At 75.5% G+C, this 24,045-nt stretch carries 22 protein-coding genes and 2 riboswitches; of the genes, 9 read left to right on the top strand and 13 right to left on the bottom strand.

What is annotated here, in order from left to right; all coding sequences use genetic code 11:
• The first annotated feature begins 49 nt into the window (after positions 1-49).
• From GC157_01560 to gcvP, 3 genes are all read left to right on the top strand, one after another.
• Positions 50-547, top strand: coding sequence for a bifunctional nuclease family protein (locus GC157_01560; GenBank protein ID MBI1376164.1), 498 nt, complete (start codon positions 50-52; stop codon positions 545-547).
• Between the two features lie 237 nt (positions 548-784).
• Positions 785-1,402: a MerR family transcriptional regulator gene (locus GC157_01555; GenBank protein MBI1376163.1), complete on the top strand. Its 618-nt coding sequence runs from the start codon at positions 785-787 to the stop codon at positions 1,400-1,402.
• 94 nt (positions 1,403-1,496) lie between these two features.
• A riboswitch (glycine riboswitch) is annotated at positions 1,497-1,592 on the top strand.
• Positions 1,593-1,599: 7 nt separating this feature from the next.
• A riboswitch (glycine riboswitch) is annotated at positions 1,600-1,671 on the top strand.
• 66 nt (positions 1,672-1,737) lie between these two features.
• Positions 1,738-4,659, top strand: a complete 2,922-nt coding sequence (gene gcvP, locus GC157_01550) for an aminomethyl-transferring glycine dehydrogenase (protein MBI1376162.1) — start codon at positions 1,738-1,740, stop codon at positions 4,657-4,659.
• Between the two features lie 12 nt (positions 4,660-4,671).
• Here the strand turns inward: gcvP and GC157_01545 are convergent, their stop codons facing one another.
• On the bottom strand, positions 4,672-7,479 hold the full coding sequence (locus tag GC157_01545; protein ID MBI1376161.1) for an EAL domain-containing protein: 2,808 nt from the start codon (positions 7,477-7,479) through the stop codon (positions 4,672-4,674).
• Here GC157_01545 and GC157_01540 point away from each other — a divergent pair.
• Positions 7,440-9,104 (top strand): Na+/H+ antiporter, encoded by a 1,665-nt coding sequence (locus GC157_01540; protein ID MBI1376160.1) that lies wholly within the window; start codon positions 7,440-7,442, stop codon positions 9,102-9,104. The genes GC157_01545 and GC157_01540 overlap by 40 nt on opposite strands.
• Before the next feature lie 12 nt (positions 9,105-9,116).
• Here the strand turns inward: GC157_01540 and GC157_01535 are convergent, their stop codons facing one another.
• Positions 9,117-9,650: a hypothetical protein gene (locus GC157_01535; GenBank protein MBI1376159.1), complete on the bottom strand. Its 534-nt coding sequence runs from the start codon at positions 9,648-9,650 to the stop codon at positions 9,117-9,119.
• 84 nt (positions 9,651-9,734) lie between these two features.
• On the opposite strand from GC157_01535, the gene GC157_01530 reads away from it, so the two are divergent.
• The gene (locus GC157_01530) at positions 9,735-10,199 is read left to right on the top strand and encodes a DUF4442 domain-containing protein (protein MBI1376158.1); all 465 of its coding nucleotides are present in this window, start codon (positions 9,735-9,737) and stop codon (positions 10,197-10,199) included.
• 1 nt (position 10,200) lies between these two features.
• Here the strand turns inward: GC157_01530 and GC157_01525 are convergent, their stop codons facing one another.
• Complete coding sequence (locus GC157_01525) at positions 10,201-11,490, bottom strand: MFS transporter (protein ID MBI1376157.1); 1,290 nt, start codon at positions 11,488-11,490, stop codon at positions 10,201-10,203.
• Positions 11,491-11,514: 24 nt separating this feature from the next.
• A complete protein-coding gene (locus tag GC157_01520; protein MBI1376156.1) occupies positions 11,515-11,913 on the bottom strand; it encodes an SRPBCC family protein in 399 nt (132 codons plus the stop codon).
• 185 nt (positions 11,914-12,098) lie between these two features.
• Between GC157_01520 and GC157_01515 the strand changes: the two genes are divergently transcribed.
• Positions 12,099-12,635 carry a DUF4916 domain-containing protein gene (locus tag GC157_01515; protein ID MBI1376155.1) on the top strand — a complete coding sequence of 179 codons (537 nt, stop codon included), beginning with the start codon at positions 12,099-12,101 and terminating at the stop codon, positions 12,633-12,635.
• Positions 12,527-13,138 carry a GNAT family N-acetyltransferase gene (locus GC157_01510; GenBank protein ID MBI1376154.1) on the top strand — a complete coding sequence of 204 codons (612 nt, stop codon included), beginning with the start codon at positions 12,527-12,529 and terminating at the stop codon, positions 13,136-13,138. The genes GC157_01515 and GC157_01510 overlap by 109 nt, the downstream gene beginning before the upstream one ends.
• A 28-nt stretch (positions 13,139-13,166) precedes the next feature.
• Here the strand turns inward: GC157_01510 and GC157_01505 are convergent, their stop codons facing one another.
• The 6 genes from GC157_01505 to GC157_01480 form a co-directional block, all read right to left on the bottom strand.
• Entirely contained in the window at positions 13,167-13,898 is a 732-nt protein-coding gene (locus tag GC157_01505; GenBank protein ID MBI1376153.1) for an ABC transporter permease subunit, read from the bottom strand.
• Positions 13,895-14,620, bottom strand: coding sequence for an ATP-binding cassette domain-containing protein (locus GC157_01500; GenBank protein MBI1376152.1), 726 nt, complete (start codon positions 14,618-14,620; stop codon positions 13,895-13,897). The genes GC157_01505 and GC157_01500 overlap by 4 nt, the downstream gene beginning before the upstream one ends.
• Positions 14,621-14,630: 10 nt before the next feature.
• Positions 14,631-14,855, bottom strand: a complete 225-nt coding sequence (locus tag GC157_01495; GenBank protein ID MBI1376151.1) for a DUF2277 family protein — start codon at positions 14,853-14,855, stop codon at positions 14,631-14,633.
• Positions 14,856-14,922: 67 nt separating this feature from the next.
• Positions 14,923-16,569 carry an ATP-binding cassette domain-containing protein gene (locus GC157_01490; GenBank protein ID MBI1376150.1) on the bottom strand — a complete coding sequence of 549 codons (1,647 nt, stop codon included), beginning with the start codon at positions 16,567-16,569 and terminating at the stop codon, positions 14,923-14,925.
• A gap of 59 nt (positions 16,570-16,628) precedes the next feature.
• Positions 16,629-17,522 (bottom strand): EamA family transporter, encoded by an 894-nt coding sequence (locus GC157_01485; GenBank protein ID MBI1376149.1) that lies wholly within the window; start codon positions 17,520-17,522, stop codon positions 16,629-16,631.
• A gap of 132 nt (positions 17,523-17,654) precedes the next feature.
• Complete coding sequence (locus tag GC157_01480) at positions 17,655-19,685, bottom strand: hypothetical protein (protein ID MBI1376148.1); 2,031 nt, start codon at positions 19,683-19,685, stop codon at positions 17,655-17,657.
• A gap of 292 nt (positions 19,686-19,977) precedes the next feature.
• On the opposite strand from GC157_01480, the gene GC157_01475 reads away from it, so the two are divergent.
• Together GC157_01475 and GC157_01470 are read left to right on the top strand one after the other, a co-directional pair.
• The gene (locus GC157_01475; GenBank protein MBI1376147.1) at positions 19,978-20,682 is read left to right on the top strand and encodes a hypothetical protein; all 705 of its coding nucleotides are present in this window, start codon (positions 19,978-19,980) and stop codon (positions 20,680-20,682) included.
• Positions 20,683-20,871: 189 nt separating this feature from the next.
• Entirely contained in the window at positions 20,872-21,663 is a 792-nt protein-coding gene (locus tag GC157_01470) for an S-methyl-5'-thioadenosine phosphorylase (protein ID MBI1376146.1), read from the top strand.
• Positions 21,664-21,696: 33 nt separating this feature from the next.
• Here the strand turns inward: GC157_01470 and GC157_01465 are convergent, their stop codons facing one another.
• The 3 genes from GC157_01465 to GC157_01455 are packed head-to-tail and all read right to left on the bottom strand — an operon-like array spanning position 21,697 to position 24,013.
• Positions 21,697-22,794 carry an NAD-dependent epimerase/dehydratase family protein gene (locus tag GC157_01465; GenBank protein ID MBI1376145.1) on the bottom strand — a complete coding sequence of 366 codons (1,098 nt, stop codon included), beginning with the start codon at positions 22,792-22,794 and terminating at the stop codon, positions 21,697-21,699.
• A complete protein-coding gene (locus GC157_01460) occupies positions 22,791-23,429 on the bottom strand; it encodes a DUF2064 domain-containing protein (GenBank protein MBI1376144.1) in 639 nt (212 codons plus the stop codon). The genes GC157_01465 and GC157_01460 overlap by 4 nt, the downstream gene beginning before the upstream one ends.
• A complete protein-coding gene (locus tag GC157_01455; GenBank protein ID MBI1376143.1) occupies positions 23,426-24,013 on the bottom strand; it encodes a glycosyltransferase in 588 nt (195 codons plus the stop codon). Before GC157_01455 ends, GC157_01460 begins: the two co-directional genes overlap by 4 nt.
• Positions 24,014-24,045 lie beyond the last annotated feature (32 nt).

The raw sequence follows: 24,045 nt of genomic DNA, 5'->3' as shown, positions 1-24,045 counted from the left end.
GGCACCGGCACGCCGGGTGCGTCCGGGCCCCCGCGGCTAGGGTGGTGGCATGCGCCAGATGGACGTCGTGGGAGTCCGCGTCGAGATGCCCTCGAACCAGCCGATCGTGCTGCTGCGGGAGGTCGACGGCGAGCGCTACCTGCCCATCTGGATCGGCGCCGTGGAGGCCACCGCGATCGCCTTCGCCCAGCAGGGCGTGGTGCCGGCCCGGCCGCTCACCCACGACCTGCTCCGCGACGTCCTCACGGCGCTCGGCCGCCGGCTCGAGCAGGTGCGCATCACCGAGCTCAGCGACGGGGTGTTCTTCGCCGTGCTGGTCTTCGACGGCGGCGTGGAGGTCAGCGCCCGCCCCTCGGACGCGATCGCGCTCGCGCTGCGCACCGGGACCGCGATCCACTGCGCCGAGGAGGTGCTCGGCGAGGCCGGGATCGCCGTGCCCGACGAGCAGGAGGACGAGGTCGAGCGGTTCCGCGAGTTCCTCGACCAGATCAGCCCCGACGACTTCCTCGGCGGGTCCAGCGGGTCCGGGGCGCCCGAGGAGCCCTGACCAGCCCGGCCGGTCCGCCCGACCCGGGACGCCCTGGTCCGGGCGGAACGGACCCTCGACCCTCGACCTCCACATGAGGCTTCGGCCCGCCCCGGGCCCGGGACGGCGTGTCGCGGTCCCGGACGTTGACCCGTCCCGTGCCGGCGCCTAGCGTTCGAGTCGAACGTCGACGGTGTAACTCTCGCGGTGTGCTTTCCCCCATCCCGCGGCATCGAGGCGGATGCGGGAGGTCGTGCCATGAGCGGACTCGACGAGGGCCTCACGACCCCGGACGAGCAGGTCGTGAGCGCCGGGCGCGCCCGCGCCACCGACGAGGCCGGCCGCCAGGGGCTGCTGTTCGGCGACGACATCCAGGCGATGCCCGACGACGTCGGGTTCCGCGGGCCGGTGGCCTGCAACGCGGCCGGGATCACCTACCGCCAGCTCGACTACTGGGCCCGCACCGGCCTGGTCGAGCCCAGCGTGCGCACGGCGACCGGCTCGGGCAGCCAGCGCCTCTACAGCTTCCGCGACATCCTCGTGCTCAAGGTGATCAAGCGCCTGCTCGACACCGGGGTCTCGCTGCAGAACATCCGCACCGCCGTGGAGCACCTGCGCGACAGCGGCGTCGACGACCTGGCCCAGGTGACGCTCATGAGCGACGGCGCCAGCGTCTACGAGTGCCGCAGCCAGGACGAGGTGATCGACCTGGTCCAGGGCGGCCAGGGAGTCTTCGGCATCGCCGTGGGCCGGGTGTGGCGCGAGGTCGAGGGCAGCCTCGCCGAGCTGCCCAGCGAGAAGGTCGAGCCCGGCCCCGCGGACGCGGTCGCCGGCGACGAGCTCGCCGTCCGGCGGGCGGCCCGCGCCACCGGCTGACCCCGCCGGTCGCTCCGGTTCCTCGCGCCCGCGACGCGGGCGCGGTCACGCAGGCCCGACGGCGCGCGGGCGGGTAGTCTCGGCCCCACGCCGTCCCACCCGTGCGGGAGAGATCCGTCGCAGCCAGCGGCGGACGCCGAAGGAGCAACTCCCCGTCAACCTCGCAGGCACCCCGGACCGCACGGGCAGGCGACTCTGGAAAGCGGGACCCACGTCCCCGCCGACGGTGCAAGCCGCGCCCGCGCGGTGAAGCTCTCAGGCGCGCGAACCGCGCGGACACAGAGGGGGGCTCGCCGCCGCGCGTGCGCGTGGCCGCGGACCCCGGGAGAGCCGCCGTGACCGACACCCTCACCCCCGCGGACCGCTCGGTCCTCGACGCCGACCTGCCCTTCGCCGAGCGCCACATCGGCCCCGGCGAAGACGCCGTCGCCCGGATGCTCGCCGTCGTCGGCCACGAGTCGCTCGACGCCCTGAGCCGGGCCGCCGTGCCCGAGGCGATCCGGTGGACCGAGGGCCTGGCGCTGCCCCCGGCGCAGTCCGAGCCCGAGGTGGCCGCCGAGCTGCGCGCCCTCGCGGCGCGCAACACCGTCGCCCGGTCGATGATCGGCCTGGGCTACCACGACACGCACACCCCCGCGGTGGTGCGGCGCAACGTGCTGGAGAGCCCGGCCTGGTACACGGCGTACACGCCCTACCAGCCCGAGATCAGCCAGGGCCGCCTCGAGGCGCTGCTCGCCTTCCAGACCGTGGTGGAGGACCTCACCGGGCTGCCGGTGGCGGGGGCGAGCCTGCTCGACGAGCCGACCGCGGCGGCCGAGGCCATGACCCTCGCGCGGCGCACGTCCGGGTCCGCCTCGGCCAGGTTCGTCGTCGACGCCGACACCCACCCGCAGACCCTCGCCGTCATCGGCACCCGGGCCGAGCCGCTGGGCATCGAGGTCGTCGTCGCCGACCTCGCGCAGGGCCTGCCGGAGGGCGAGCTGTTCGGGCTGCTCGTCTCCTACCCGGCGTCCTCGGGCCAGGTGCGCGACATCGCCCCGCTGGTGGACGCCGCCCACGAGCGCGGCGCCGTGGTCGCGGTGGCCTCGGACCTGCTCGCGCTCACCCTCCTCACGCCGCCGGGCGAGCTCGGCGCCGACGTCGTCGTCGGGTCGGCGCAGCGCTTCGGCGTGCCGCTGGGCTTCGGCGGCCCCCACGCCGGCTTCATGTCCGTGCGCCACGGGCTCGAGCGCTCGCTGCCCGGGCGGCTCGTCGGCGTCAGCGTCGACGCCGACGGCCACCCCGCGTACCGCCTCGCGCTGCAGACCCGTGAGCAGCACATCCGGCGCGAGAAGGCGACGAGCAACATCTGCACGGCGCAGGTGCTGCTCGCCGTCGTCGCGGCCTGTTACGCCGCCTACCACGGCCCGGACGGCCTGGTGCGCATCGCCGAGCGCACGCACCGGCACGCGACGACGCTCGCGGAGGGGCTCGTGCGTCTCGGCGCCGAGGTGGTGACCACCCGCTTCTTCGACACCGTGCAGATGCGCGTGCCGGGCCGGGCGGTGCAGGTGGTGCACGCCGCTGAGGAGCTCGGCGTCAACCTGCGCCTCGTCGACGACGACACCGTGGGCGTCAGCACCGACGAGACCACCACGCGACGCGACCTGCTGGCCGTGTGGACTGCCGTAGCCGGCGTGCTCTCGGCCCCCGCCCTACACGAGTCCGACGTCGACGCTCTCGCCGCCGCGACCACGTACGTGCTGCCCGCGCAGGCGCGGCGCACCTCGCCGTTCCTCACCCACCCCACGTTCCACGACCACCGCAGCGAGACCGCGATGCTGCGCTACCTGCGCGCGCTCTCGGACCAGGACATCGCCCTCGACCGGGCGATGATCCCGCTGGGCTCGTGCACGATGAAGCTCAACGCGACCACGGAGATGGAGCCGATCACCCAGCCGGGCTGGGCCGGGGTGCACCCCTTCGCCCCGCTGCACCAGGCCGCGGGCTACCTCGACCTCGTGCGCTCGCTCGAGGCGTACCTCGTGGAGATCACCGGGTACGACGCGGTCTCGCTGCAGCCGAACGCGGGCAGCCAGGGCGAGTTCTCCGGCCTGCTCGCGATCCGCGGCTACCACCGCGACCGCGGCGACCTGCACCGCGACGTGTGCCTCATCCCCAGCAGCGCGCACGGGACCAACGCGGCGAGCGCCGTGATGGCCGGGATGCGCGTGGTGGTCGTGGCGTGCACCGACGCCGGCGACGTCGACGTCGAGGACCTCCGGGCGAAGATCGCCGAGCACGGCGAGCGGCTGGCCGCGCTCATGATCACCTACCCGTCGACGTTCGGCGTCTACGAGGAGACCGTCAGCGAGATCTGCGCCCTGGTGCACGACGCCGGCGGCCAGGTGTACGTCGACGGGGCGAACCTCAACGCCCTCGTGGGCCTGGCCAAGCCCGGGCGCTTCGGCGCCGACGTGTCCCACCTGAACCTGCACAAGACCTTCTGCATCCCGCACGGCGGCGGCGGTCCCGGCGTGGGCCCGGTCGCGGTGCGGTCGCACCTCGCGCCCTACCTGCCCGGCCACCCGCTGCGCCCCGAGGCCGGCCCGGTCGGGCGGGGGCACCGCGACGGCGGCACCGGCCCGGTGAGCGGGGCGCCGTGGGGGAGCGCGGGCATCCTGCCCATCCCGTGGGCCTACATCCGCCTGATGGGCGGCGACGGCCTCACCCGGGCGACGCAGGTGGCGGTGCTCTCCGCCAACTACGTCGCGGCCCGGCTGCGCGACCGCTACCCCGTGCTCTACACCGGGCGGGGCGGGCTGGTGGCCCACGAGTGCATCGTCGACCTGCGCGAGATCACGAAGCAGACCGGCGTCACCGTCGACGACGTCGCCAAGCGGCTCATCGACTACGGCTTCCACGCCCCGACGATGAGCTTCCCCGTGGCCGGCACGCTCATGATCGAGCCCACCGAGAGCGAGGACCTCGAGGAGCTCGACCGGTTCTGCGACGCGATGCTCGCGATCCGCGCTGAGATCGACGAGGTCGCCGCCGGCACCTGGCCGGTGGAGCAGTCGCCGCTGCGCGGCGCGCCGCACACGGCGGAGTGCCTGCTCGGCGAGTGGGACCGGCCCTACTCGCGCGAGACCGCGGCGTTCCCGGTCGCGTCGCTGCGGCGCCGCAAGTACTGGTCCCCGGTCCGGCGCATCGACGGCGCGTACGGCGACCGCAACCTGGTGTGCGCCTGCCCGGCGCCCGAGGCGTTCGAGGTCTGAGAGCGCGCCGCGTCAGGTGAGGTAGGCGGGCTCGACCTCGCTCGTGGCGGAGTCGATGCACGGCTTGGGCTTGCTGAACAGGTAGCCCTGGCCGTGCGTCCAGCCGTGCCGGCGCAGGGTGCGCGCCTGATCGAGCGTCTCGACGCCCTCCGCGATGCCGATGAGGTGCAGACCGGCGGCGAGCGCGGCGAGGCCCTCGGAGAGCACGCCCGCGGTCTCGTCGTCGTCGAGGTGCGCGGTGAACGACCGGTCGAGCTTGAGGCCGGTCACCGGCAGGTCGCGCAGCAGCGAGATCGAGGAGTAGCCGGTGCCGAAGTCGTCGACGTGCACGCCGACCCCCAGGTCGCGCAGCGCTCGGAGGTCGTCGCGGGCCTGGTCGATCACCGACAGCACGGCGGTCTCGGTCACCTCGACCACCAGGCGGCCCGGGTCGACGTCGTGCTCGCGCAGCGTGGCCAGGAACGCCTCCCGCCAGCCGCGGCCCGCGATCTGGACCGGTGACTTGTTCACGCTGACCGGGCCCGGGAGGTCGCGCCGCTCGGCGAGCAGCGCGCACACCTGGTGCAGCACCTGGTGGCCGATCTCGACGATGAGGCCGGACTCCTCGGCAACCGCCAGGAAGTCGGACGGCGGCAGCAGGCCACGGTCCGGGTGGTTCCACCGGATGAGCGCCTCGTGCCCCGTCACGACGCCGGTGCCCAGGGCCACGATGGGCTGGTAGTGCACGACGAACTCGCCGGCGGCGACCGCGCGGCGCAGCTCGTCCTCGGTCGTGAGCCGCGCGACGGCCTGCGCGTGCATCTCCTCGTCGAAGAAGTGCCAGCGCGCCCGGCCCGCGGCCTTGGCCCGGAAAAGCGCCGAGTCGGTGTCGCGCAGCAGGCTCGCGGGGGTGGACTCCGGGGTGGACAGGGCGATCCCCAGCGAGGCCGAGGGGACGATGCGGTGCCCCTCGACGTCGAGCTCCTGGCCGATGGCCCGGCTGATCCGCTCGGCCACCTGCTCGACGTCGAGGCTGTCCTCGACCGCGGGCACCACGACGACGAACTCGTCGCCGCCGAACCGGCCGACCCGGTCGGTCGGGCGGAGCACCTCGGCGATGCGCCGGGCGATCGCGGCGAGCACCGTGTCGCCGGCGAGGTGGCCGAGGCTGTCGTTGACCAGCTTGAAGTTGTCGAGGTCGACGAAGAGCACGCCCACCCGGCCCCCGGTCCGGCGCACGGCGCGCAGGTCGGCCTCGAGCGCGTCGAGGATCCAGGCCCGGTTGCGCAGCCCGGTGAGCGGGTCGTGGAAGGCGCGGTAGGCCAGCTCGTCGCGGGCGGCCCGCTCGGCCGTCACGTCGCTGAGCGCCACCACGGCACCCGTGGGCCCGCCGTCGTCGCCGCGCAGCAGGTGCGGGCGCACCGACATCCAGCGCAGCGCGCCGCTCGCCGAGCGGTAGCGCGCGGTCAGCGCGTCGACCGTCCCGGTCCTCGCCAGAGTATCGAGCGCCGCGGCCACCGCCGGGCGGTCGTCGGGGTGCACGAGGACCTCGCACGGCTCGCCGACCAGCTCGTCGGGCTGCCAGCCCAGCGCCTGCGCGACGGCGGGGGAGATCCACGTGATCGTCCGGTCCGGGCTGCACTGGTAGACGATGTCGCTGGCGTTCTCGGCCAGCAGCCGGAACCGGCCCTCTGACTCCGCGAGGCTGCGCGAGGCCTCGTGCCGCTCGCTCACGTCGCGCCACGTGCAGAAGAGCCGGCCGCCGATCCGGAGCGCCTGGACGTCGTAGACGCGGTCGTCGTCGAGGAGCTCCTGGTGGTAGGCGAGGTCTGTGGCGACGTAGGGGGTGCCGGTCTCCATGACCTCCACGTAGCTCGCCAGGAGCCCGGACTCCGCGTGCCCGGGGAGCAGCCCGAGCAGCGTGGTGCCCACGAGCTGCTCGCGCGACATCCCGTTGTAGCGGCAGGCGGCACGGTTGGCGTCCTCGAGGCGGAAGTCCACGATGCGCCCGTCGTCGTCGCGCACCGGCGTCATCACGGTGTGGGGGTCGCTCAGCGAGTCGAGGGTCGAGCGCAGCACGGCGCGCCCCTCGGCCGCGTCCTCCCGGGCCCGCACGAGGTCCTCGACGTCGCGGACGCCGACCACGGTCGCCGCGTCCGGGCGCCCCTCCGCCGGCATCGGCGTGCGCTTGAGCGAGACCGACCGGTACCCGCCGTCGCGCGTCTTGAGGCGCACGACGGCGCTGCCGGCGTCGTCGTCGGGATGCACGAGGTCGCCGAGCCGCCGGCCGACCAGCTCGTCCGGCCGCCACCCGAAGGGGCTGTCCTCCGCCGCCGCGGCCCACACCACGGTGCCGTCCCCGTCGATCCGCAGAGCGAGGTCGGAGGCGTTCTCGGCCAGGACGCGGACGTCGTCCTCCGCGCGGTGCAGGCGCCGGTCGCGCCGCCGCATGCTCCGGACCAGGAGGACGGCACCGGCCGCGACGGCGACCTGGATCGCGAAGCGCACCCAGAACTCGGGCAGGCCCAGCTGGCCCCAGCGCGCGCCGAAGAGGATCGCGACGCCGAGCGTCGCCAGGCTGAGCAGCGTGACCGCGCGGACCGAGCCGAACCAGGCCGCGAACGCGACCACCACCCACAGCAGGGGGACCAGGCGGATCGAGTCCTGGTCGACCGCGATGCCGGTGACGACCACGTAGCAGATCAGCACGATCCACCAGCGCGGGTCGGTGGAGCCGGGTCGTCCCCCGGCCTCGGCCGGCCCCTCCGTCGTCGCGGGTTCGGGCATCGCACCACCTCCGCGTGTCAGCACGTGTGTACCCCTCCCGCCTCCTGGAGTCATGCCCGGGGCCCCCACCGTGGCCGGTTCGTGCCCGGGCGGGACGGGCCCCGGCCCCTAGGGTTGGGGGCGTGACGGACCAGGGACTCGCGCTGGTGCTCCTCGGCGCAGCAGCGGTGGCGACGGCCGGGGTCTGCCGCTGGCGCGGCATCTCGCCCGCCCTCCCGCTGCTCGTCGTCGGGCTCGCCCTCTCGTTCGTGCCCGGCCTCGTCGGCCAGGTGCCGGACCCCGAGCAGGTGCTGGTGTTCCTGCTCGCACCCCTGGTGTTCGCGCTCGCGCTGGAGACCTCCTACCTCGACCTGAGGTCGGCGTCGCGCCCGATCCTGGTCCTCGCCGTCGGGCTCGTGGTCGTGACCACACTGGTGATCGGCGGCGCGATCTCGACCATCGACGGGCGCGTGCCGCTGGCGGTCGCCTGCGTGCTCGGGGCCGTCCTCGCCCCCACCGACGCGGTGGCGGCGAGCACGGTGGGCCGCAAGGCGGGGCTGCCGCGCCGGGTGCTGACGATCATCGAGGGCGAGAGCCTGGTCAACGACGGCACGGCGCTCACGCTGCTGCGCGTCGCGCTCGCGGCGGTGGCGGCGGGCAGCGTCACGGTGGGGCAGGTGGCCTGGACGCTCACGCTCTCGGTGGTCGTGGGCGCCGGCCTCGGCGCGCTGGTCGGCGCGCTCGTGTCCTTCCTGCTGAGCCGGGTCGACGACCAGGTCGTCGGCAACGCGGCCATCCTCGTGACCCCGTTCGCGGTGTACCTCGGCGCGGAGCGGTTCGGCGGATCCGGGTTGCTCGGCGTCGTCGTGGCCGGCGTGTGGATCTCGCACGCCGGCAGCACCCGCGCGCAGGCCGAGGTGCGGCTGACCTCGAGCGTGCTCTGGGGCGAGTTCGCGTTCCTCCTCGAGTCCGTCGCGTTCCTCTTCGTCGGCCTCGAGCTGCTGTCCACGGTGGAGTCCATGACCCAGCTCACCTGGGTCGGGTTCATCGCCTCCACGCTGGTGGTCGTCGTCATCCTGCTGGTGACCCGGGCGCTGTTCATCCTCGGCGTGCGCATGATCACGCCGCGCGCGCAGCGGGTCGGGTGGCGCACGTCGGTCGTCATCGTGTGGGCCGGCACCCGCGGGCCGATCTCCGCGCTGGCCGCCTTCTCGGTCCCGGTGGTGCTCGACGACGGCACCGCGTTCCCCGGTCGGTCGGCGATCCTCGCCGTCACGTTCGGGGTCATCGTCGTGACGTTGCTGCTCTCGCTCACGCTCGGTCCGCTGGTGCGCCGGCTCGGGTTCGAGGAGGAGGACGACGCCGAGGTCGTGGCCGAGGCGCGCGACCGTGCCGCCGAGGCCGGGCTGGCGCGCCTCGACGAGCTCGTCGACGCCGCCCGCGCCGACGGCGAGGAGGTGCCCGAGCGGCTGGTGTCCGGTCTTCGCGGGGCGGTCATGGTCCGCCGGCACATCGCGACGCGGTCGCACCGCATGACCGAGGTCTACCTGGACTGGCGGCGCGAGATGCTCGATGCCGAGCGGGCCGAGCTGCACGACATGCGGGACTCCGGTCGCCTGCCGGACCCGGTGATGCGCGACCTGCTGCACGAGATCGACCGGCGCGAGGCCACCCTCAACTCCGACCGGCCCTCGGCCTGACCCGCCCGCGCCTCAGGTGAGCCCCTCGGCCTCCTGGGCGTCGAAGAGGGTCTGCTGCTCGGACCGGCCGGCGTGCATCCACGTCGCGTGCACCACCGGCCAGCCCTCCTGGGCCAGCACCCGCACCACGGCGTCGTCGTCGTCGACCACCACCACGACCCGTGCCGAGGCGGCGATGCGCCGCAGCGCCGAGGGCTTGAACTGCCGGGCTGGGCGCCGGTCCGACGACGGGCGCATGACGAGCCGGCCCTCGGGCAGCCCCTGCTCGCGCATCCACCGCTCGGTGAGGCCGCGGTGGGCCTCCTGGCGTCCGGTGAGGTAGACGATGCCGTGGCCCGCCTCGTCGAGCAGGCGGGCGAGCTCGATGCCCACCTCCAGCGGGCCGTCGGCGTCCATGGCGGCGAAGAACGCGCCCCAGTCCTTGGGCGTCCGCTCGACGTGGTGCAAGCGGTGGCGCACGTCGGCCAGCACGCCGTCGACGTCGAGGACCGCCACGGTGGAGCCGTCCGCCGGCTCCGCGAGGGCGGCCCTGGCGGCGGCGGACACCGAGCCGTCCGCGCGTGCAGCGGGCCCCGGGGGCGGCGTCGCGCTCAGGTCACCGGTCACCGCGCCAGCGTAGGCTCTGCGGCCATGACCACCGCCCTCGCCGACGTCGCCGCCGGGCTGCGCGCCGCCGTGCCCCTGGTGTCCACCCTCGGCCTGGAGTTCCTCTCCCTCGAGGGCGACACCGCGGTGCTGCGACTTCCGGACCAGGAGCCGTTCCGCAACCACATCGGCGGCCCGCACGCGGGCGCGATGTTCACGGTGGGCGAGTCGGCCTCCGGGGCGCTCGTGATCGCGCACTTCGGCCCCCTGCTCGCCGAGGTCACGCCGCTGGCCGTCGAGGCCACGATCCGCTACCTCAAGGTGGCGATGGGGCCGGTCACCGCGACGGCGACGCTGCGCGGCTCGGTCGCCGAGGCGATGGCCGCGCTCGACCGCGGCGAGCGCCCGGAGTTCAGCGTCGACGTCGAGCTGTCCACCGGCGAGGGCGACGAGCGGCTCGTGACCGGCGCCATGACGGTCCTGTGGACGCTGCGGCCGAACAACCGGTGAGCTACGCCGGCGCCGCCACGGTGGGCGCCGCGAGGTGCGCGGAGCGCCGGAGCAGCACCGTCGAGCGGATCGCCAGGTTGCCGGCCGCCGCGAGCAGGAACAGCACGAGGCACCCGGTCCACAGCCAGAACTGCCCGAACCGCTCGTAGGTGCTCGGGCCCACCAGGGGCGCGATGAGGTCGGCGATGCCGAACGAGAGGCCGAACAGGCCCATGTAGCGGCCCCGCGCGGCAGGGTCGGCGAGGTCGGACACGATCGCGCTCGCGTGGCCGGAGATGCCGATCTCGCCGAGGGTCCAGACCACCGTGACCGCCACGAACTGGGGGAGCGTGCGGGCGAAGGTGGTGAGCCAGAAGCCGAAGCCTGCGATCGCGAGCGACACCGCGATGGTGCGCGAGGGGTCCAGCCGGCTGACCCAGCGCACGGCGACGGGCTGGAGCAGCACGATGACGACCCCGTTGGTCGCCGCGACGATGCCGTAGGCCGACGTCGAGAGCCCCGCGTCGGTGACCGACAGCGGCAGCGTGAGCCCGACCTGGAAGTACGCCGTGGCCTGCAGAACCCAGCAGCCGAGCAGCACCAGGAAGGCGCGGTCGCGCAGGGCGGTGCGGAAGCCGGGCGGCTCGCCGTCGTCAGGGTCGTGCACCGGCCGCGGCGGGTCGCGCCGGATGCCGACGAGGACCACCACGGCGTAGGCGGCGCAGGTGGCGGCGTCGAGGGCGAACAGGAGCCAGTAGCCGCGCTCGGCGAGGAAGCCGGCCGTGACCGCGGCCACGGAGAACCCGAGGTTGACCACCCAGAAGATGAGCCCGAACGCGTAGGGCCGCTGCTCGGGGTCGACGACGTCGGCGACGAGGGCCTGCGACGCCGGCCGGTACATGTCGCCGAAGAGGCCGACCACGGCGGCCGCCACGGTGATGCCGACGGCACCGCGGGCGGCGCCGAGCGCGATCAGGCTGGCCGCCGAGGACAGCAGCGCGAGCGCCAGGGTGGTGCGGCGGCCGACGCGGTCGGTGAGCCAGCCCCCGACGACCTGCGAGGCCAGGGCGCCCACGCCGTAGCCGACCAGGACGACGCCCGCGCCCGAGGCGCTGAAGCCGCGCTGGGTGGTGAGGTAGAGGATGAGGAAGGGCGCGACGAACGTGCCGGCGCGGTTGACCAGCGTGCCGATGAGCACGACGTGGAACTCGCGAGGCAGCGGCGGGCGGCGCGTCACCCGGCGATGCTCGCAGCCGCCTCCGACACCGGTCGACCCGGTTCGCCGGCGTCCGGGCGGACGCCGCCGGCGCACCCGCCGGGGCGCCGCGGCCGGGGCTCAGCCCTTGGGTGGGCGCACCAGGCTCTCCAGCGACAGACGCGCGATCGGCGCGTAGGTGAGCACCGCGGCGGCCGGGCCGTCGGCCACGAGGGTGGTGCTCGTGCCGCCGCCCAGGCGGGACTCGCTGCGGTGGTCGAGGTGCATCCGCACCGGGCCGGCCACGACGTCCCAGGCCCAGCGGTGCTGCTCCTCGACCAGCTCCACCACCTCGAACCGGGCGCCGAGGTTGGGGACCACGCCGAAGACCGTGCCGGTCGAGCCGACCTCGAGCCGGTCGGTCGAGCACTCCACCCGGCGGATCTGCGGCGCCCAGGTGGACCACAGCTCCGGCTGCGAGTAGCGCCGCCAGACCAGCTCGAGGTCGGCGGCGCCGTCGGCGCGGAGGGTGAGACGCATGGGCAGCATCCTGCGCCATGGCCGCCGCCGGCCGGCCACCCGGGTGCGCCGCGGCGCGTCGCGCCCCCGCTCGGACCGTGGCCCGCCGGCGCCGAGGTCCGCGGTGTGCGACCGCCGTCGAGAGCCTGAGGCACCCGCGGCGGGTCCGGGGCGTCCGTCCCGGCCGACCCCGTAGCGTGTGCGCCGTGAGCGAGATGACCGACGCGCGCCCAGGCTGGCTCTCGCGCGAGGAGCTCGAGCAGTCCCGCGAGCGGCTGCCGATCGTCTACGTCGACGCCGTCCCGGTGCGCGTCGACGACCGCGGCCGGGTGACCGCCGTCGGCCTGCTGCTGCGGGCGATGCCGGACGGGAGCATCAGCCGGGCCCCGGTCTCGGGCCGCGTCCTCTACGGCGAGCGGGTGCGCGACGCGCTGCTGCGCCACCTCGAGAAGGACCTCGGCCCGATGGCGCTGCCGCGCATCCCGGCGTCGCCCTCGCCGTTCACCGTCGTCGAGTACTTCCCCGACCCCGAGGTGTCCGGCTTCCACGACCCGCGCCAGCACGCCGTGTCGCTGGCCTTCGTCGTCCCGGTGGCGGGCGACTGCACGCCGTCCACCGACGCGCTCGACCTGCAGTGGATGACGCCCGACGAGGCCGCCAGCGACGCCGTGGCCCTGGAGATGACCGGCGGCCAGGACCGCCTGGTGCGCCTCGCCCTGGCCTCGGTCGGGGCCCTGCCGTGACGTTGCTGCGCACCCCGCGCCTGCTGCTCGAGACGCTCTCCGACGACGAGGCCGCGGCTGTGCGCAGCGGCGACCGCGACGGCCGTGCCTGGGCCGACGACTACCCCACGGAGGGCGACGTCCTCGTGGCCGGCGTCGTCCTCGAGGCCGGCGAGCACCGCGACCCGTCCGGACCCCTCGGGGTGTTCCAGGTGCGGCTGCGCGAGGGCGGGGACGCCGTCGGAGGCATCGGGTTCCTGTCCGCGCCCACGGCCGACGGCGAGGCGGAGGTCGGCTACGGCCTCGCCGAGTCGGTGCGGGGACGGGGCCTGGCGACCGAGGCGCTGCGGGCCGTGTGCGCCCACGCCGCGGAGCACGGGGTGCGCGTGGTGCTGGCGCTCACGGACCCGGACAACGTCGCGTCGCAGCGCGTGCTCGAGCACGTGGGCTTCGTGCGCGACGAGGTGCCCGAGCAGACCGAGTCCGGCCCGATGCTGCGGTGGACCCTGCCCGTCGGCGGGTGACGCGTCCGAGCCGACCGCCCTGGGTGCGTCAGGGCGTGCGCCGGCGCAGCGTGGCGGCGCCCGCCGCGAGCAGAAGCACGGCCATGGCGGACACCACGGCGAGGTCGACCCAGAAGCGCGCGTCCGGCGTCGGGTCCACCGCGACGCGCTGCAGCGCGTCGAAGGTGTACGTCAGCGGCAGCAGCCACGACAGCCACTCGAGCACCGGGGGCAGCTGGTCGGTCGGCACGATGAGCCCGCACAGCAGCAGCTGGGGGAGCAGGGCGACGGGCATGAACTGCACGGCCTGGAACTCGGTCTGCGCGAAGGCGCTCACGAACAGGCCGAGCGCCGTCCCGGTGAGCCCGTCGACGACGGCGAGCAGCACCACCAGCCACGTGCTGCCCGCGACGTGCAGGCCGAGCCACCAGAACGAGACGCCGGCGACGACGAGCGCCTGCACCACGGCCAGCAGCGAGAACGCGAGCGCGTAGCCGAAGACGAAGTCGCCCTTGCCCGTGGGCATCGAGAGCAGGCGCTCCAGCGTGCCGCTGGTGCGCTCGCGCAGGGTGGCGACGGACGTGACGAGGAACATCACGAGCATCGGGAAGATGCCGAGCAGCGGGGGTCCGTACTTCTCGAAGTCCGCGTCGTCGAGGATCCAGGCCAGCAGGGCCATGAGCAGCGTGGGGACGACGAGGATGAGCCCGATCGTGCGCGGGTCGTGGCGCAGCTGGTCGAGCACCCGTCGGGCCGTGGCCAGCGTGCGCGTCGCGGTCACGTCGGCCCTCCCTCGACGAGGTGCAGGAACGCGTGCTCGACGTCGTCGGCCCCGGTGCGCCGCAGCAGCTCCTCGGGCGTGCCGTCGGCGAGGAGACGGCCGTCGCGCATGAGCAGCAGCCGGTCGCAGCGCGAGGCCTCGTCCATCACGTGGCTCGACACGAGCAGGGCGACCCCGGAGTCGGCGAGCCGGTGGAACAGCGCCCACAGGTCGCGGCGCAGCACGGGGTCGAGCCCCACCGTGGGCTCGTCGAGGACGAGCACCTCAGGCCCGTCGAGCAGCGCGGTGGCCAGCGACACGCGGCTGCGCTGGCCGCCGGAGAGCCGGCCCACCAGGCGGTCGGCCTCGCGGGTGAGGTCGACTGCCTCGAGCACGCGGTCGACCTCCGAGCGGGGCGCTCCCAGGATCGTGGCGAAGTAGCGCAGGTTGCCCGCGACGGTGAGGTCGGCGTACACCGACGGCGCCTGCGTCACGTAGCCGACGCGCGAGCGCAGGCCGCGCGACCCGGCCGGCTCGCCGAGCACGGTGACGCTGCCCGACTCGACCACCTGCACGCCGACGACCGACCGCATCAGCGTGGTCTTGCCGCAGCCGCTGGGGCCGAGGAGCCCCGTGACCTCGCCCGAGGGCACCTCGAAGGAGATCGCGTCGAGGGCGAGGACGCCGCCGCGCCGGACCGTCAGGTCCGTGACCGTGATGGCCGCGAGGGCCGGCGTCGTCACGCCCTCGACGCTAGCGCTCGCGCACGGGCGAAGGCCGGACGACGAGCGAGTCGAGCAGGTGCTCGGTGGCGTGGGCGATCTCGTCGACCGCGCGGTCGAACGCCTCACGGTTGGCGTTCGACGGCGCGCGCATGCCGGCGACCTTGCGCACGTACTGGAGCGCCGCGGCGCGGGCGTCGTCCGGCGTCGCGTCCTCGGTGTACGGAGGACGCAGGGTCTTGATGCTGCGGCACACGGTGGTCTCCTTCGTCGGGTGGGTCGGACGTCCGCGGCCCCGCGCCGTCCCGGTGCTCCCACGGACGCTAGTCCGCGGCGATCTCCTCGACCCTGCCGTCCTCGACGTGCCAGCGCCGGGTGAGCCGCACGGTGTCGAGCATCCGCCGGTCGTGGGTGACCAGCACGACCGTGCCGTCGAAGGACTCGAGCGCCTCCTCGAGCTGCTCGATGGCCGGCAGGTCGAGGTGGTTGGTCGGCTCGTCGAGCACGAGCAGGTTCGTGCCCCGGGCTTGCAGCAGGGCCAGGCCGGCCCGGGTGCGCTCGCCCGGCGACAGCGAGGACGCCGGGCGGCCCACCTGGTCCGAGCCGAGCCCGAACTTGGCCAGCAGCGTGCGCACGTCGGCGGTGGGCCACGACGGCACCTCGCGCGCGAAGGCGTCGACGAGCGGGTCGTCGGTCTCGAACGCGGCGCGCGCCTGGTCGACCTCGCCCACGAGCACGCCCGAGCCCACGCTCACCAGACCGGAGCTGGGGGGAGTGCGACCGAGCAGGAGGCCCAGCAGCGTGGTCTTGCCGGCGCCGTTGGGCCCGGTCACCGCGACGCGGTCGCGCAGGTGCAGCTGGAGGTCGACCGGACCCAGCGTGAAGGACCCCCGGCTCACCGTCGCGTTGCGGGCCACGCTGACGATCTCGCCGGAGCGCGGGGCCGCGGCGATCGAGAACTGCAGCTGCCACTCCTTGCGCGGCTCGTCCACCACCTCGAGACGCTCGATGAGCCGCTCGGTCTGCCGGGCCTTGGCCGCCTGCTTCTCGCTGGACTCCGCCCGGAAGTGGATGACGTTCTTGTCGTTGTCGCGGGCCTTGCGCCGGGCGTTCCTGACCCCCTTGGCCATCCAGGCGCGCTGCTTGCGCGCCCGGGCCTCCAGCTCGGCCCGGCGCCCGGCGTACTCCTCGTAGGCGAGCCGGGCGCGACGGCGGGCCACGGAGCGCTCGTCGAGATAGGCCTCGTAGCCGCCGCCGTAGGTGGTGATCCGCTGCAGGCTCCGGTCGATCTCGACGACTGTCGTCACGGTGCGGGCCAGGAACTCGCGGTCGTGGCTCACCACGACCACCGGGGCCTCGAGACCCGCGACGAACTCCTCGAGCAGGTCGAGCCCGTCGGCGTCGAGGTCGTTGGTCGGCTCGTCGAGCAGGTAGGCGTCGAACCGGGACAGGAGCAGGGCGGCCAGACCCGTGCGGGCCGCCTGACCGCCGGAGAGCGCCGTCGTGGGCAGATCGAGGTCGATGTCGAGCCCGATGTCGTCGACGACGACGGCCAGCCGCTCGTCGAAGTCCGCTCCGCCCAGGGCGAGCCAGGTGTCCAGCGCGTCGGAGTACGCGACGTCGGCACCGCTCGCGCCCTCGGCGAGCGCGTGCGCGGCGGCGTCGAGCGCCCGGTGCGCCGGCGCGACGCCGGTGCGTCGCGCCAGGTGGTCGCGGACGGTCTCGCCGGCGACCAGCTCGGGCTCCTGGCTCAGGTGGCCCACGTGGGCGGTGGGCGGCGTGAGCACCACCGTGCCGGAGTCGGGGGCGCGCAGCCCGGCCAGGATCCGCAGCAGGGTGGACTTGCCCGCCCCGTTGGGACCGACGAGGCCGATGACGTCGCCCTCGGCCACCACCAGGTCCAGGCCGGAGAACAGCACCCGGTCGCCGTGGCCGGCGGACACGCCCCGGGCCTGGATCGTCGCGCTCACCGGAGCATCCTGCACCGGGGACGCCGGTGCGCACGCCGAGGTTTGGGCGTGGCGGGCGGTCAGGCGGCGGCGGGCTCCGCGGCCGCGACCCGCGACGACGGCGCCCGGGTGGCCCAGAACGAGCCGAGCAGCACCAGCGGGAACCCGATGAGCGTGCCCACGGTGAGCGGCTCGCTGAGCACCACGATGCCGAGGACGACGGCGACCGCGGGGTTGACGAAGGTGATGACGGTGGCGCGCACCGGGCCGGCCTCGGCGATGAGCGCGAAGAAGAGCACGAACGCCAGCGCGGTGCACACGAACGCCAGCACGAGCACCGAGACGACCACCTCGGTCGAGGGCAGCCCGGGCGCCAGGCCGAGGAAGGTCCAGGGCAGGTACAGCACGGCCACGACGCCGAGCGAGCCCGCGATGACGCCCACCGACGGCACGTGCGCCAGCCGGCGCGCGGCCATCGCGGGGGCCACGGCGTAGAGCGTGGCGACGGCGAGCAGCTCCACCACGCTCAGCAGGTCGATGGTGCCGCCCGCGAGGTCGAGGCCCACCAGACCCGCGACGCCGAGCACGCCGACCGCCAGGCCCGCGAGGCGGACCGGCGTGAGCGCGTGCCGCTCGCCGAGCAGCCACGCGACGACGGTGCCCACGATGGGGACGGCGGCGAGCATCAGCCCGGCGAAGCCGCTCGGCACGCGCTGCTCGGCGTGGCCGAGCAGCACCCAGGGCACGGCCATCTCCATGAGGCCGAACGCGACGACGTAGGGCCAGGCGCGCAGCGCCGGACGCAGGGCGCCGGCCCGCGCGGCCAGCGGCAGCAGCACGAGGGCGCCCAGCAGCGTGCGCAGGCCCGCGATCGTGACCGGCGAGAGCTCGACGACGGCGATCTTGATGAACAGGTAGGGGATGCCCCAGATCACGCCCATGGCGGCGAACAGCGCCCACGCCCGCGGCGACATGGCGGCAGCGCCCGACGCGGACGACGGCGCGCCCTCACCGGGACCGACCGAGGTGCTCATGCGCCGGAGCCTACGACCCGGCACCGACGACGACCGGCGGGTATCGGACCTCGCGCCGCCGCCCTGCCCGGGTCAGCCGAGGTAGTCCTCCTCGGTGTCCTCCTCCTCGCGCGACGACGTCAGCCACGAGGGCAGCGAGGCGGGGTCGATGTGGAACCGGGTCGCGACCGTCTCCGGGTCGACGCCCCACGACGTGAGCTTCGCCAGCGCGCTCTCGCGCGCGTCGTCGAGCCGCTTGCTCAGCAGCCGGCGCACCGACCACGACAGCTCGCGCTCGCGCAGCGCAGCCTCGACCAGCTCCTCGTCGTCGAACGGCAGGCCGTACGCGCGCGACACCCCGGCCGCCGTGTCGTAGCGGTAGTCGTGCCCGGGGGAGGGGGCGAAGTCGCCGGGGCGCAGGTTCATCGCGTTCTTCACGTCGAACAGGTGCACCAGGAACGACACCAGTGGCACGTGGGTGCCGTGCGGCCGGCCCCAGTAGTCCGTGGCGTGGCGCACCAGCGTCGTCGGGTCGGCGACGGCGACCGGGTCGGTGGGGTGGGTCACGTTCACGTGGCCGGCGTCGGCCGACAGCGCCTGCTCGCGCCCGCCCACGTACTGGAGGCCCCCGCTCGTGAGCACCTCGGGGTGGCGCGGCCGCAGCGCGCGGTCGGTGCGGCTGTACACGGGGACGCCGCAGTACAGGCCGCCGGAGAAGCCGAGCGAGCCCAGCTCGTCGACCAGGCCGGGACCGAACGCGTCGAGGGCGATGATCGACCCGAGCGACTCGCCGAACGTCACCAGCCGCATCGCGGGGTTGACCTCGGCCGCGCGGGCTGCGACGGCCCGCGCGTAGACGGCGAAGGCGGCGGAGGCGCGGGCCCGGCGGGGCATCGCGACGGCGGAGGGGACGTTCGCGTAGGGCACGGCGGCGGTCGTGCAGTCGCCGGCGGTGAGCAGCTCGGCGCTCTCGGTCTGCACGTAGGAGACGTAGCCGTCGCCGGTGGGCGCGGCGAGCACCAGCAGCGAGCGCGAGAAGCCGCCGAGGCGCTCGATCTCCTCCACGAGGGACCGGGCGTCCTTCTCGGGGTCGCCGCTGAGGGCCTCGTAGGGCAGCCAGGCGCGCACCGGGTCCGTGCACGGGCGTCCCAGCACCTGCTCGAGCTCCTCGGCCGAGTACGCCTGGGACACGAAGCGCCGGCCCTCGCGGCCGAGGTCGGCGAACTCGTAGGCCGAGCTGATGCCGCCCGTGACCCCGGGCCGCGAGGGCACCGCGGCGTACGCGGCCTCGAGCAGCCGCTCCTGCACGGCGACGCGCGAGGAGTAGAAGGCGAAGCCGGCGGCCCCGGCGAGCAGCACGCCTCCGACGAGCACGGCGTGGCCGCCCGCGACCGCGGCCGTGGGCGGGTCCTGCGAGCCGGTGAAGAACTTGGCGAGCGCGACGGCGGCGGCGCGGTCGACCGCGAGGCCGGCCACCGTCGCCCCGGCCACGGCGGCGGACCTCGCCAGCGCCATCGGGAGGTTGGCGCCCTCCTGGAAGGCGGGCGGTGCGACCCGGGCGCCGGGTGTCGGGGGCAGCGAGAGCCACTCGACCATGCGGGGGTGCCGAGCTCCCGCGCCGAGCACCGCCCCGGCGAGCACCACGCCGACCCCGCGCACGGCGGGGTGGGTCGCGCGCCAGGGCCCGGGCAGGGTCAGCAGTGTGGCGTCGCCGACCGAGACGAGCGTGGTGGCGCCCGCCGCCACCGTGAGCAGCTCCGCCCCGGCACCGAGCGCCGCCTCGCCGAGGGGCATGCGCTCGCCGTTGCCGGCGAGGGTCGACGCCGTCGAGCGCACCCGCGCGGCGAGCACCGCCGAGCCCGCCGTGACGGCGCCGGCGACGACAGCGGTGCGCACCGACTGCCGGACCCGGGACGGGTCGCCGAGACCCTGGCTCGTGCGCAGCGCGGCCGTGGACAGGCGCGCGGCCTGGAAGGCCACCGCCATGCTGACGCCGGACACCAGGGCGCGGTCGAACGGCGGCCGCGGCAGGGTGCCGGCCAGCCGGCTGAGCGGGTAGACGGCGCTGGCGGCGAGCAGGCCGGCGCGCCGGGCCTCGGTGAGCCTCGGCTCGAACCGCGCCATGACGTCCACCTCCTCCCTTCCGCCCCTCCGGCGGGCGGGGCGGGGCGAGGCCGCCGCCGGGTCCCGCACCAGCGCGCACCCATCCTGCCGGACGGCGGCCCGCCGCCCCGGGCGAACGGGCGTCCCGCCGGGCGGCCCGCGTCGGTTCGGGGTCGTCGGGCCGGGCCGGCCGGTCGCGCCGTCCGGGCCGGGTTCCGTGGCGACGGGTCGGGCCGGATCCTTCCGGGAGTACCGGGCGCGCACGCAGGGCCGCGGCTAGCGTGAGCCGCGCCGTACGGAGGAGGTGGCCGAGGTGCGCCGCGCCGCGCTCGTGCTCGCCCTCGTCGCGGTGGTGGTGCCGCCCCTCGGCCCCGGTGCGGCGTACGGCGCGGTCCTGCCGGCGACGGCGCGGCCCGCCCCGACGGTCGGTCCGACGGACGCGTCGGCCGGACCCGCCGCGGATGCGGGGAGCCCGGCGCTGCCCCCGCGCGACCCGGCGCCCGCCGGGGCCCACCACCGGCGCCTGCCGCTGCCGTGGACCGGCCCGGTGTTCGCCGTGGGCGACTCGGTGATGCTCGGCGCGCTGCGCTGCCTGCCGGCGTACCGGATCGAGGCCGACGCGCGGGGCAACCGGCAGGCCTGGCAGGGCGCTGCCCTGCTCGCGGCCCGGCGGTCGCACCTGCCCCACGTCGTCGTGGTGCACCTGGGGACCAACGGCGGCATCGACCGCACGTGGATCGACACGATCATGCGCACGCTCGGCCACGGCCGGCGCGTGGTGTGGGTGACGCTCCAGCTGCGCAACGACTACGCGCGCTACAGCTACGAGGACAGCAGCAACGCGGCGATCCGCGCCGTGGTCCGCCGGTACCCCAACGCCCGGATGGCGGACTGGAACGCCGTCTCGGAGCCGCACCGCAGCCAGTGGCTGTGGGCGGACGGGATCCACCTGCGGCCCGAGGGCTGCCGCGCGTACGCGCGCCTGGTCGCGCACGTCGCCCGCGCCGCCACGGTGTAGTCCTCGCCCGGGTCCCGCCCCGGCGACGTCACTGGTGGAACGGTCGCCGCCCGGGCCCGGGCGCAGCCGTCGCACCGGTGGCATCCGGCGCCTCGTGGCGCGCCGCGGGCGCGACCCGGCTCGTGGCACGCTGGGCGCGAGGACGACGGCCGCCACGCGGCGCGGGCGGGGCGACAGGACGGAGCGGACGTGGCGACGGCGGGCGCGGAGATCGGGGTCATCGGCGGCTCGGGGCTGTACTCGCTGCTCGAGGGCGGCGAGACCGTGGAGGTCGACACGCCCTACGGGCCGGCGTCGAGCCCGGTCACGGTGGCCGACGTCGACGGGACGCGCGTGGCCTTCCTGGCCCGGCACGGGCTGCGCCACCAGCACCCGCCGCACCGGGTGAACTACCGGGCGAACGCGTGGGCGCTGCATAGCCTGGGCGTGCGGCGCGTGCTCGCCCCGTGCGCGGTCGGCTCCCTGCGCTCCGACGTCGGGCCGGGGTCGCTCGTGGTGCCCGACCAGCTGGTGGACATGACGCGGGGTCGCGTGCAGACCTTCCACGACGTGTTCGAGCACGGACCGGTGCACCCGGGGTTCGCCGACCCGTACTGCCCCACCGTGCGCGCCGCGGCGCTGGCGGCGGCGCGCGGCAGCGGGTGGGACCCGGTGGACGGGGGAGCGATGGTGGTGATCGAGGGTCCGCGCTTCTCCACGCGCGCCGAGTCGCGCTTCTTCGCCGCGCAGGGCTGGCTGCTCGTGAACATGACGGGCCACCCCGAGGCCGTGCTGTGCCGTGAGCTCGGTCTCTGCTACGCGCCGGTCGCGCTCGTCACCGACCTCGACGCCGGGCTCGCCGAGGGAGAGGGCGTCAGCGTCGACGAGGTGATGGCCGAGTTCGCGCGCAGCACGGACCGGCTGCGCTCCGTGCTCCTGGCCGCGGCGTCCGGCCTGGGCGGCGCGCCGGTGGTCTGCGCCTGCGCCGCCGACGCCGGCTGACCCCCAGACCCGACGTCACTGGTGGAACGGTCGTCACCCGGCCCGGGAAGCGACCGTTCCGCCAGTGACATCGCGCCGTAGCGGGGCGCGCATGGGGTCGGTGGCGAACCGGCGGAAGCCCTCGGCGGGGGCGACGAGTGCGCGGAAGCCGAAGGCCTCGGCCGCGCGGGCCGGGGAGGCCGTGACGTGCCGGACGTCGCCCACGCGGTGCTCGCCGGTCACCACCGGCGCCGGTGCGCCCGGCCCGCATCCCGCCGCGACCGCCTCGGCCATCTCGCGCACCGTGCACACGTGGCCGGAGGCGATGTTGAAGGCGCCGCCGACGCGCCCGGGCGCCGTGAGGGCCAGGACGTTGGCCCGGGCCACGTCGTGCACGTGCACGAAGTCGCGGCGCTGGCCGCCGTCCTCGAACACGCGCGGCGCCTCGCCGCGCTCGCAGGCGCTGCGCACGATGCTCGCGACGCCGGCGTAGGGCGTCTCGCGCGGCATCCGCGGCCCGTACACGTTGTGGTACCGCAGCGAGACGACGTCGGCCCCGGTCGCGTCGGCGTACGCCGCGGCCAGGTGCTCCTGGTGCAGCTTGGTGGCGGCGTAGACGTTGCGCGGGTCGGTTCGCGCGTCCTCGGTCACCAGCGCCGGCGTCAGGGGAGCGCCGCACGTCGGGCACGGCGGCTCGAACATCCCGCGGTCCAGGTCCTGCCGCCGGCGCGGTGCCGGCACCACTCGGCCGTGCCGAGGGCAGTCGTAGGCGCCCTCGCCGTACACGACCATGCTCGACGCCTGCACGAGTCGACCGCGGAACCCGTTGCGGTGCATGGCCTCCAGCAGGGTCGCCGTCCCCAGCGCGTTGTCCTCGACGTAGTGGCGGACGTCGCCGAAGTCGACGCCGAGGCCCACCCGTGCGGCCTGGTGGCACACGGCGTCGGCGCCTCGCACGGCGTCCAGCACCGCGTCGAGGTCGCCCACGCGGGCGCGCCGGTGCTCCGCGCCGTGATGGAGGTAGTCGGGCTCGACGGCGTGCGCCGCGGGCGACACCGAGTCGAGGGACACGACGTCGTGGCCGTCGGCCACCAGCAGGTCGACCACGTGCGAGCCGATGAAGCCGGCGCCGCCGGTGACGAGCACCCTCATGCGCGCGCCGCCCGGGTCACGGCCGCGCCGGCGAGGCGGGCGACGGTCGCGGCGAAACGGCCCTGCGGCGCCAGCGCGGCGACGGCGAGCGCGTCGTCCCAGCGGTCGACGTCGCGCAACGTGGGCAGCGGCTCGGGCTCGAGCCCGAGCGCGCGCAGCCGCCGGCGCTGACGCTCGCCGGTGCTCGCGTCGCTCATGGGGACGCCGGCGAACATGCCGCGCCGCGGCTCGCGCACCGCGAGCGCCCACCAGCCGCCGTCCTCCGCCGGGCCGAGGGCGGCCGGACCGTGCTCGGCGAGCCGCAGCGCCTCGTCGACTCCGGCTGCCGTGAGCTGCGGGGTGTCCATGCCGATCTGGAGCGTGGGCCCGCGCATGTGCGCCCACGCGTTCTCCAGCCGCTCGGCGAACGAGCCACCGCGCTGCGCGACGACGTGGGCCCGGCGGGGCAGCCACGGTCCCGGCGTGCCGTCGAGCGCCACCACGCACTCCTCCGCGCCGCTCGCCAGCACGGCGTCGAGGGTGTCGTGCAGCGCGGCTGCCGCCACCTCGGCGGCGCCGGCGGGGTCCAGCGGCGGGCACAGGCGCGTCTTCACCCGGCCCGGCACCGGCTCCTTGGCCATCACGAGGACCCTCATCCCGCCTCCCGCAGCAGCCGCGACATGTCCCGCCCGGCCCGCGCGGTGCCGCGCAGCGTGCCGGTCACCTTCGAGCGCCCGATCCGCGGCCGGTAGGCCACGGGCACCTCCTCCACGCGCCACCCGGCCCGGCCGGCCAGCAGCACCATCTCCAGCGGCCAGCCGAAGCGCCGGTCGCGGATCCCCAGCGACAGCAGGGACTCTCGGCGCGCGGCGCGCATCGGCCCGAGGTCGCTCACCGCGACCCCCGCGAGCCGGCGCACCTCGTGGGCGAGGTAGCGGTTGGCCAGCCGGGCGTGCCAGGGCCAGGCGTCGCCCCCGCCCGCCCGCGCCCCGAGCACGAGGTCGGCCGTGCCGTCGGCCACCGGGCCCGTCACCCGCGGCAGCTCGACCGGGTCGAGGCTCGCGTCGGCGTCGAGGAACGCCACGACGTCCGCCGTGCAGGTGAGCAGGCCGGCCCAGCACGCCGCGCCGAAGCCGCGCCGCGGCTCCACGACGACGTGGGCTCCGTGCCTGCGCGCGACCTCGGCCGAGCCGTCGGTGGAGCCGTTGTCGACCACTACCGGCCGGTGCCCGTCGGGCATGCGCGAGAGCACCCAGGGGAGGGCCGCCGCCT

The sequence above is a fragment of the Frankiales bacterium genome (assembly GCA_016125335.1).
Taxonomy (GTDB): domain Bacteria; phylum Actinomycetota; class Actinomycetes; order S36-B12; family CAIYMF01; genus Longivirga.
The sequence above is the reverse complement of the archived record's forward strand: the minus strand, read 5'-3'. Positions and strand labels throughout refer to the sequence as shown.

Excerpts from the sequence above, each read along its gene's own strand:
- GC157_01485 (MBI1376149.1), bottom strand. The coding sequence starts at position 17,522 with ATGTCGCCGCGGGCGTGGGCGCTGTTCGCCGCCATGGGCGTGATCTGG.
- GC157_01560 (MBI1376164.1), top strand. The coding sequence starts at position 50 with ATGCGCCAGATGGACGTCGTGGGAGTCCGCGTCGAGATGCCCTCGAAC.
- GC157_01530 (MBI1376158.1), top strand. The coding sequence starts at position 9,735 with ATGACCACCGCCCTCGCCGACGTCGCCGCCGGGCTGCGCGCCGCCGTG.
- GC157_01520 (MBI1376156.1), bottom strand. The coding sequence starts at position 11,913 with ATGCGTCTCACCCTCCGCGCCGACGGCGCCGCCGACCTCGAGCTGGTC.
- GC157_01465 (MBI1376145.1), bottom strand. The coding sequence starts at position 22,794 with ATGAGGGTGCTCGTCACCGGCGGCGCCGGCTTCATCGGCTCGCACGTG.
- GC157_01480 (MBI1376148.1), bottom strand. The coding sequence starts at position 19,685 with ATGGCGCGGTTCGAGCCGAGGCTCACCGAGGCCCGGCGCGCCGGCCTG.
- GC157_01455 (MBI1376143.1), bottom strand. The coding sequence starts at position 24,013 with ATGCCCGACGGGCACCGGCCGGTAGTGGTCGACAACGGCTCCACCGAC.
- GC157_01545 (MBI1376161.1), bottom strand. The coding sequence starts at position 7,479 with ATGACTCCAGGAGGCGGGAGGGGTACACACGTGCTGACACGCGGAGGT.
- GC157_01460 (MBI1376144.1), bottom strand. The coding sequence starts at position 23,429 with ATGAGGGTCCTCGTGATGGCCAAGGAGCCGGTGCCGGGCCGGGTGAAG.
- GC157_01555 (MBI1376163.1), top strand. The coding sequence starts at position 785 with ATGAGCGGACTCGACGAGGGCCTCACGACCCCGGACGAGCAGGTCGTG.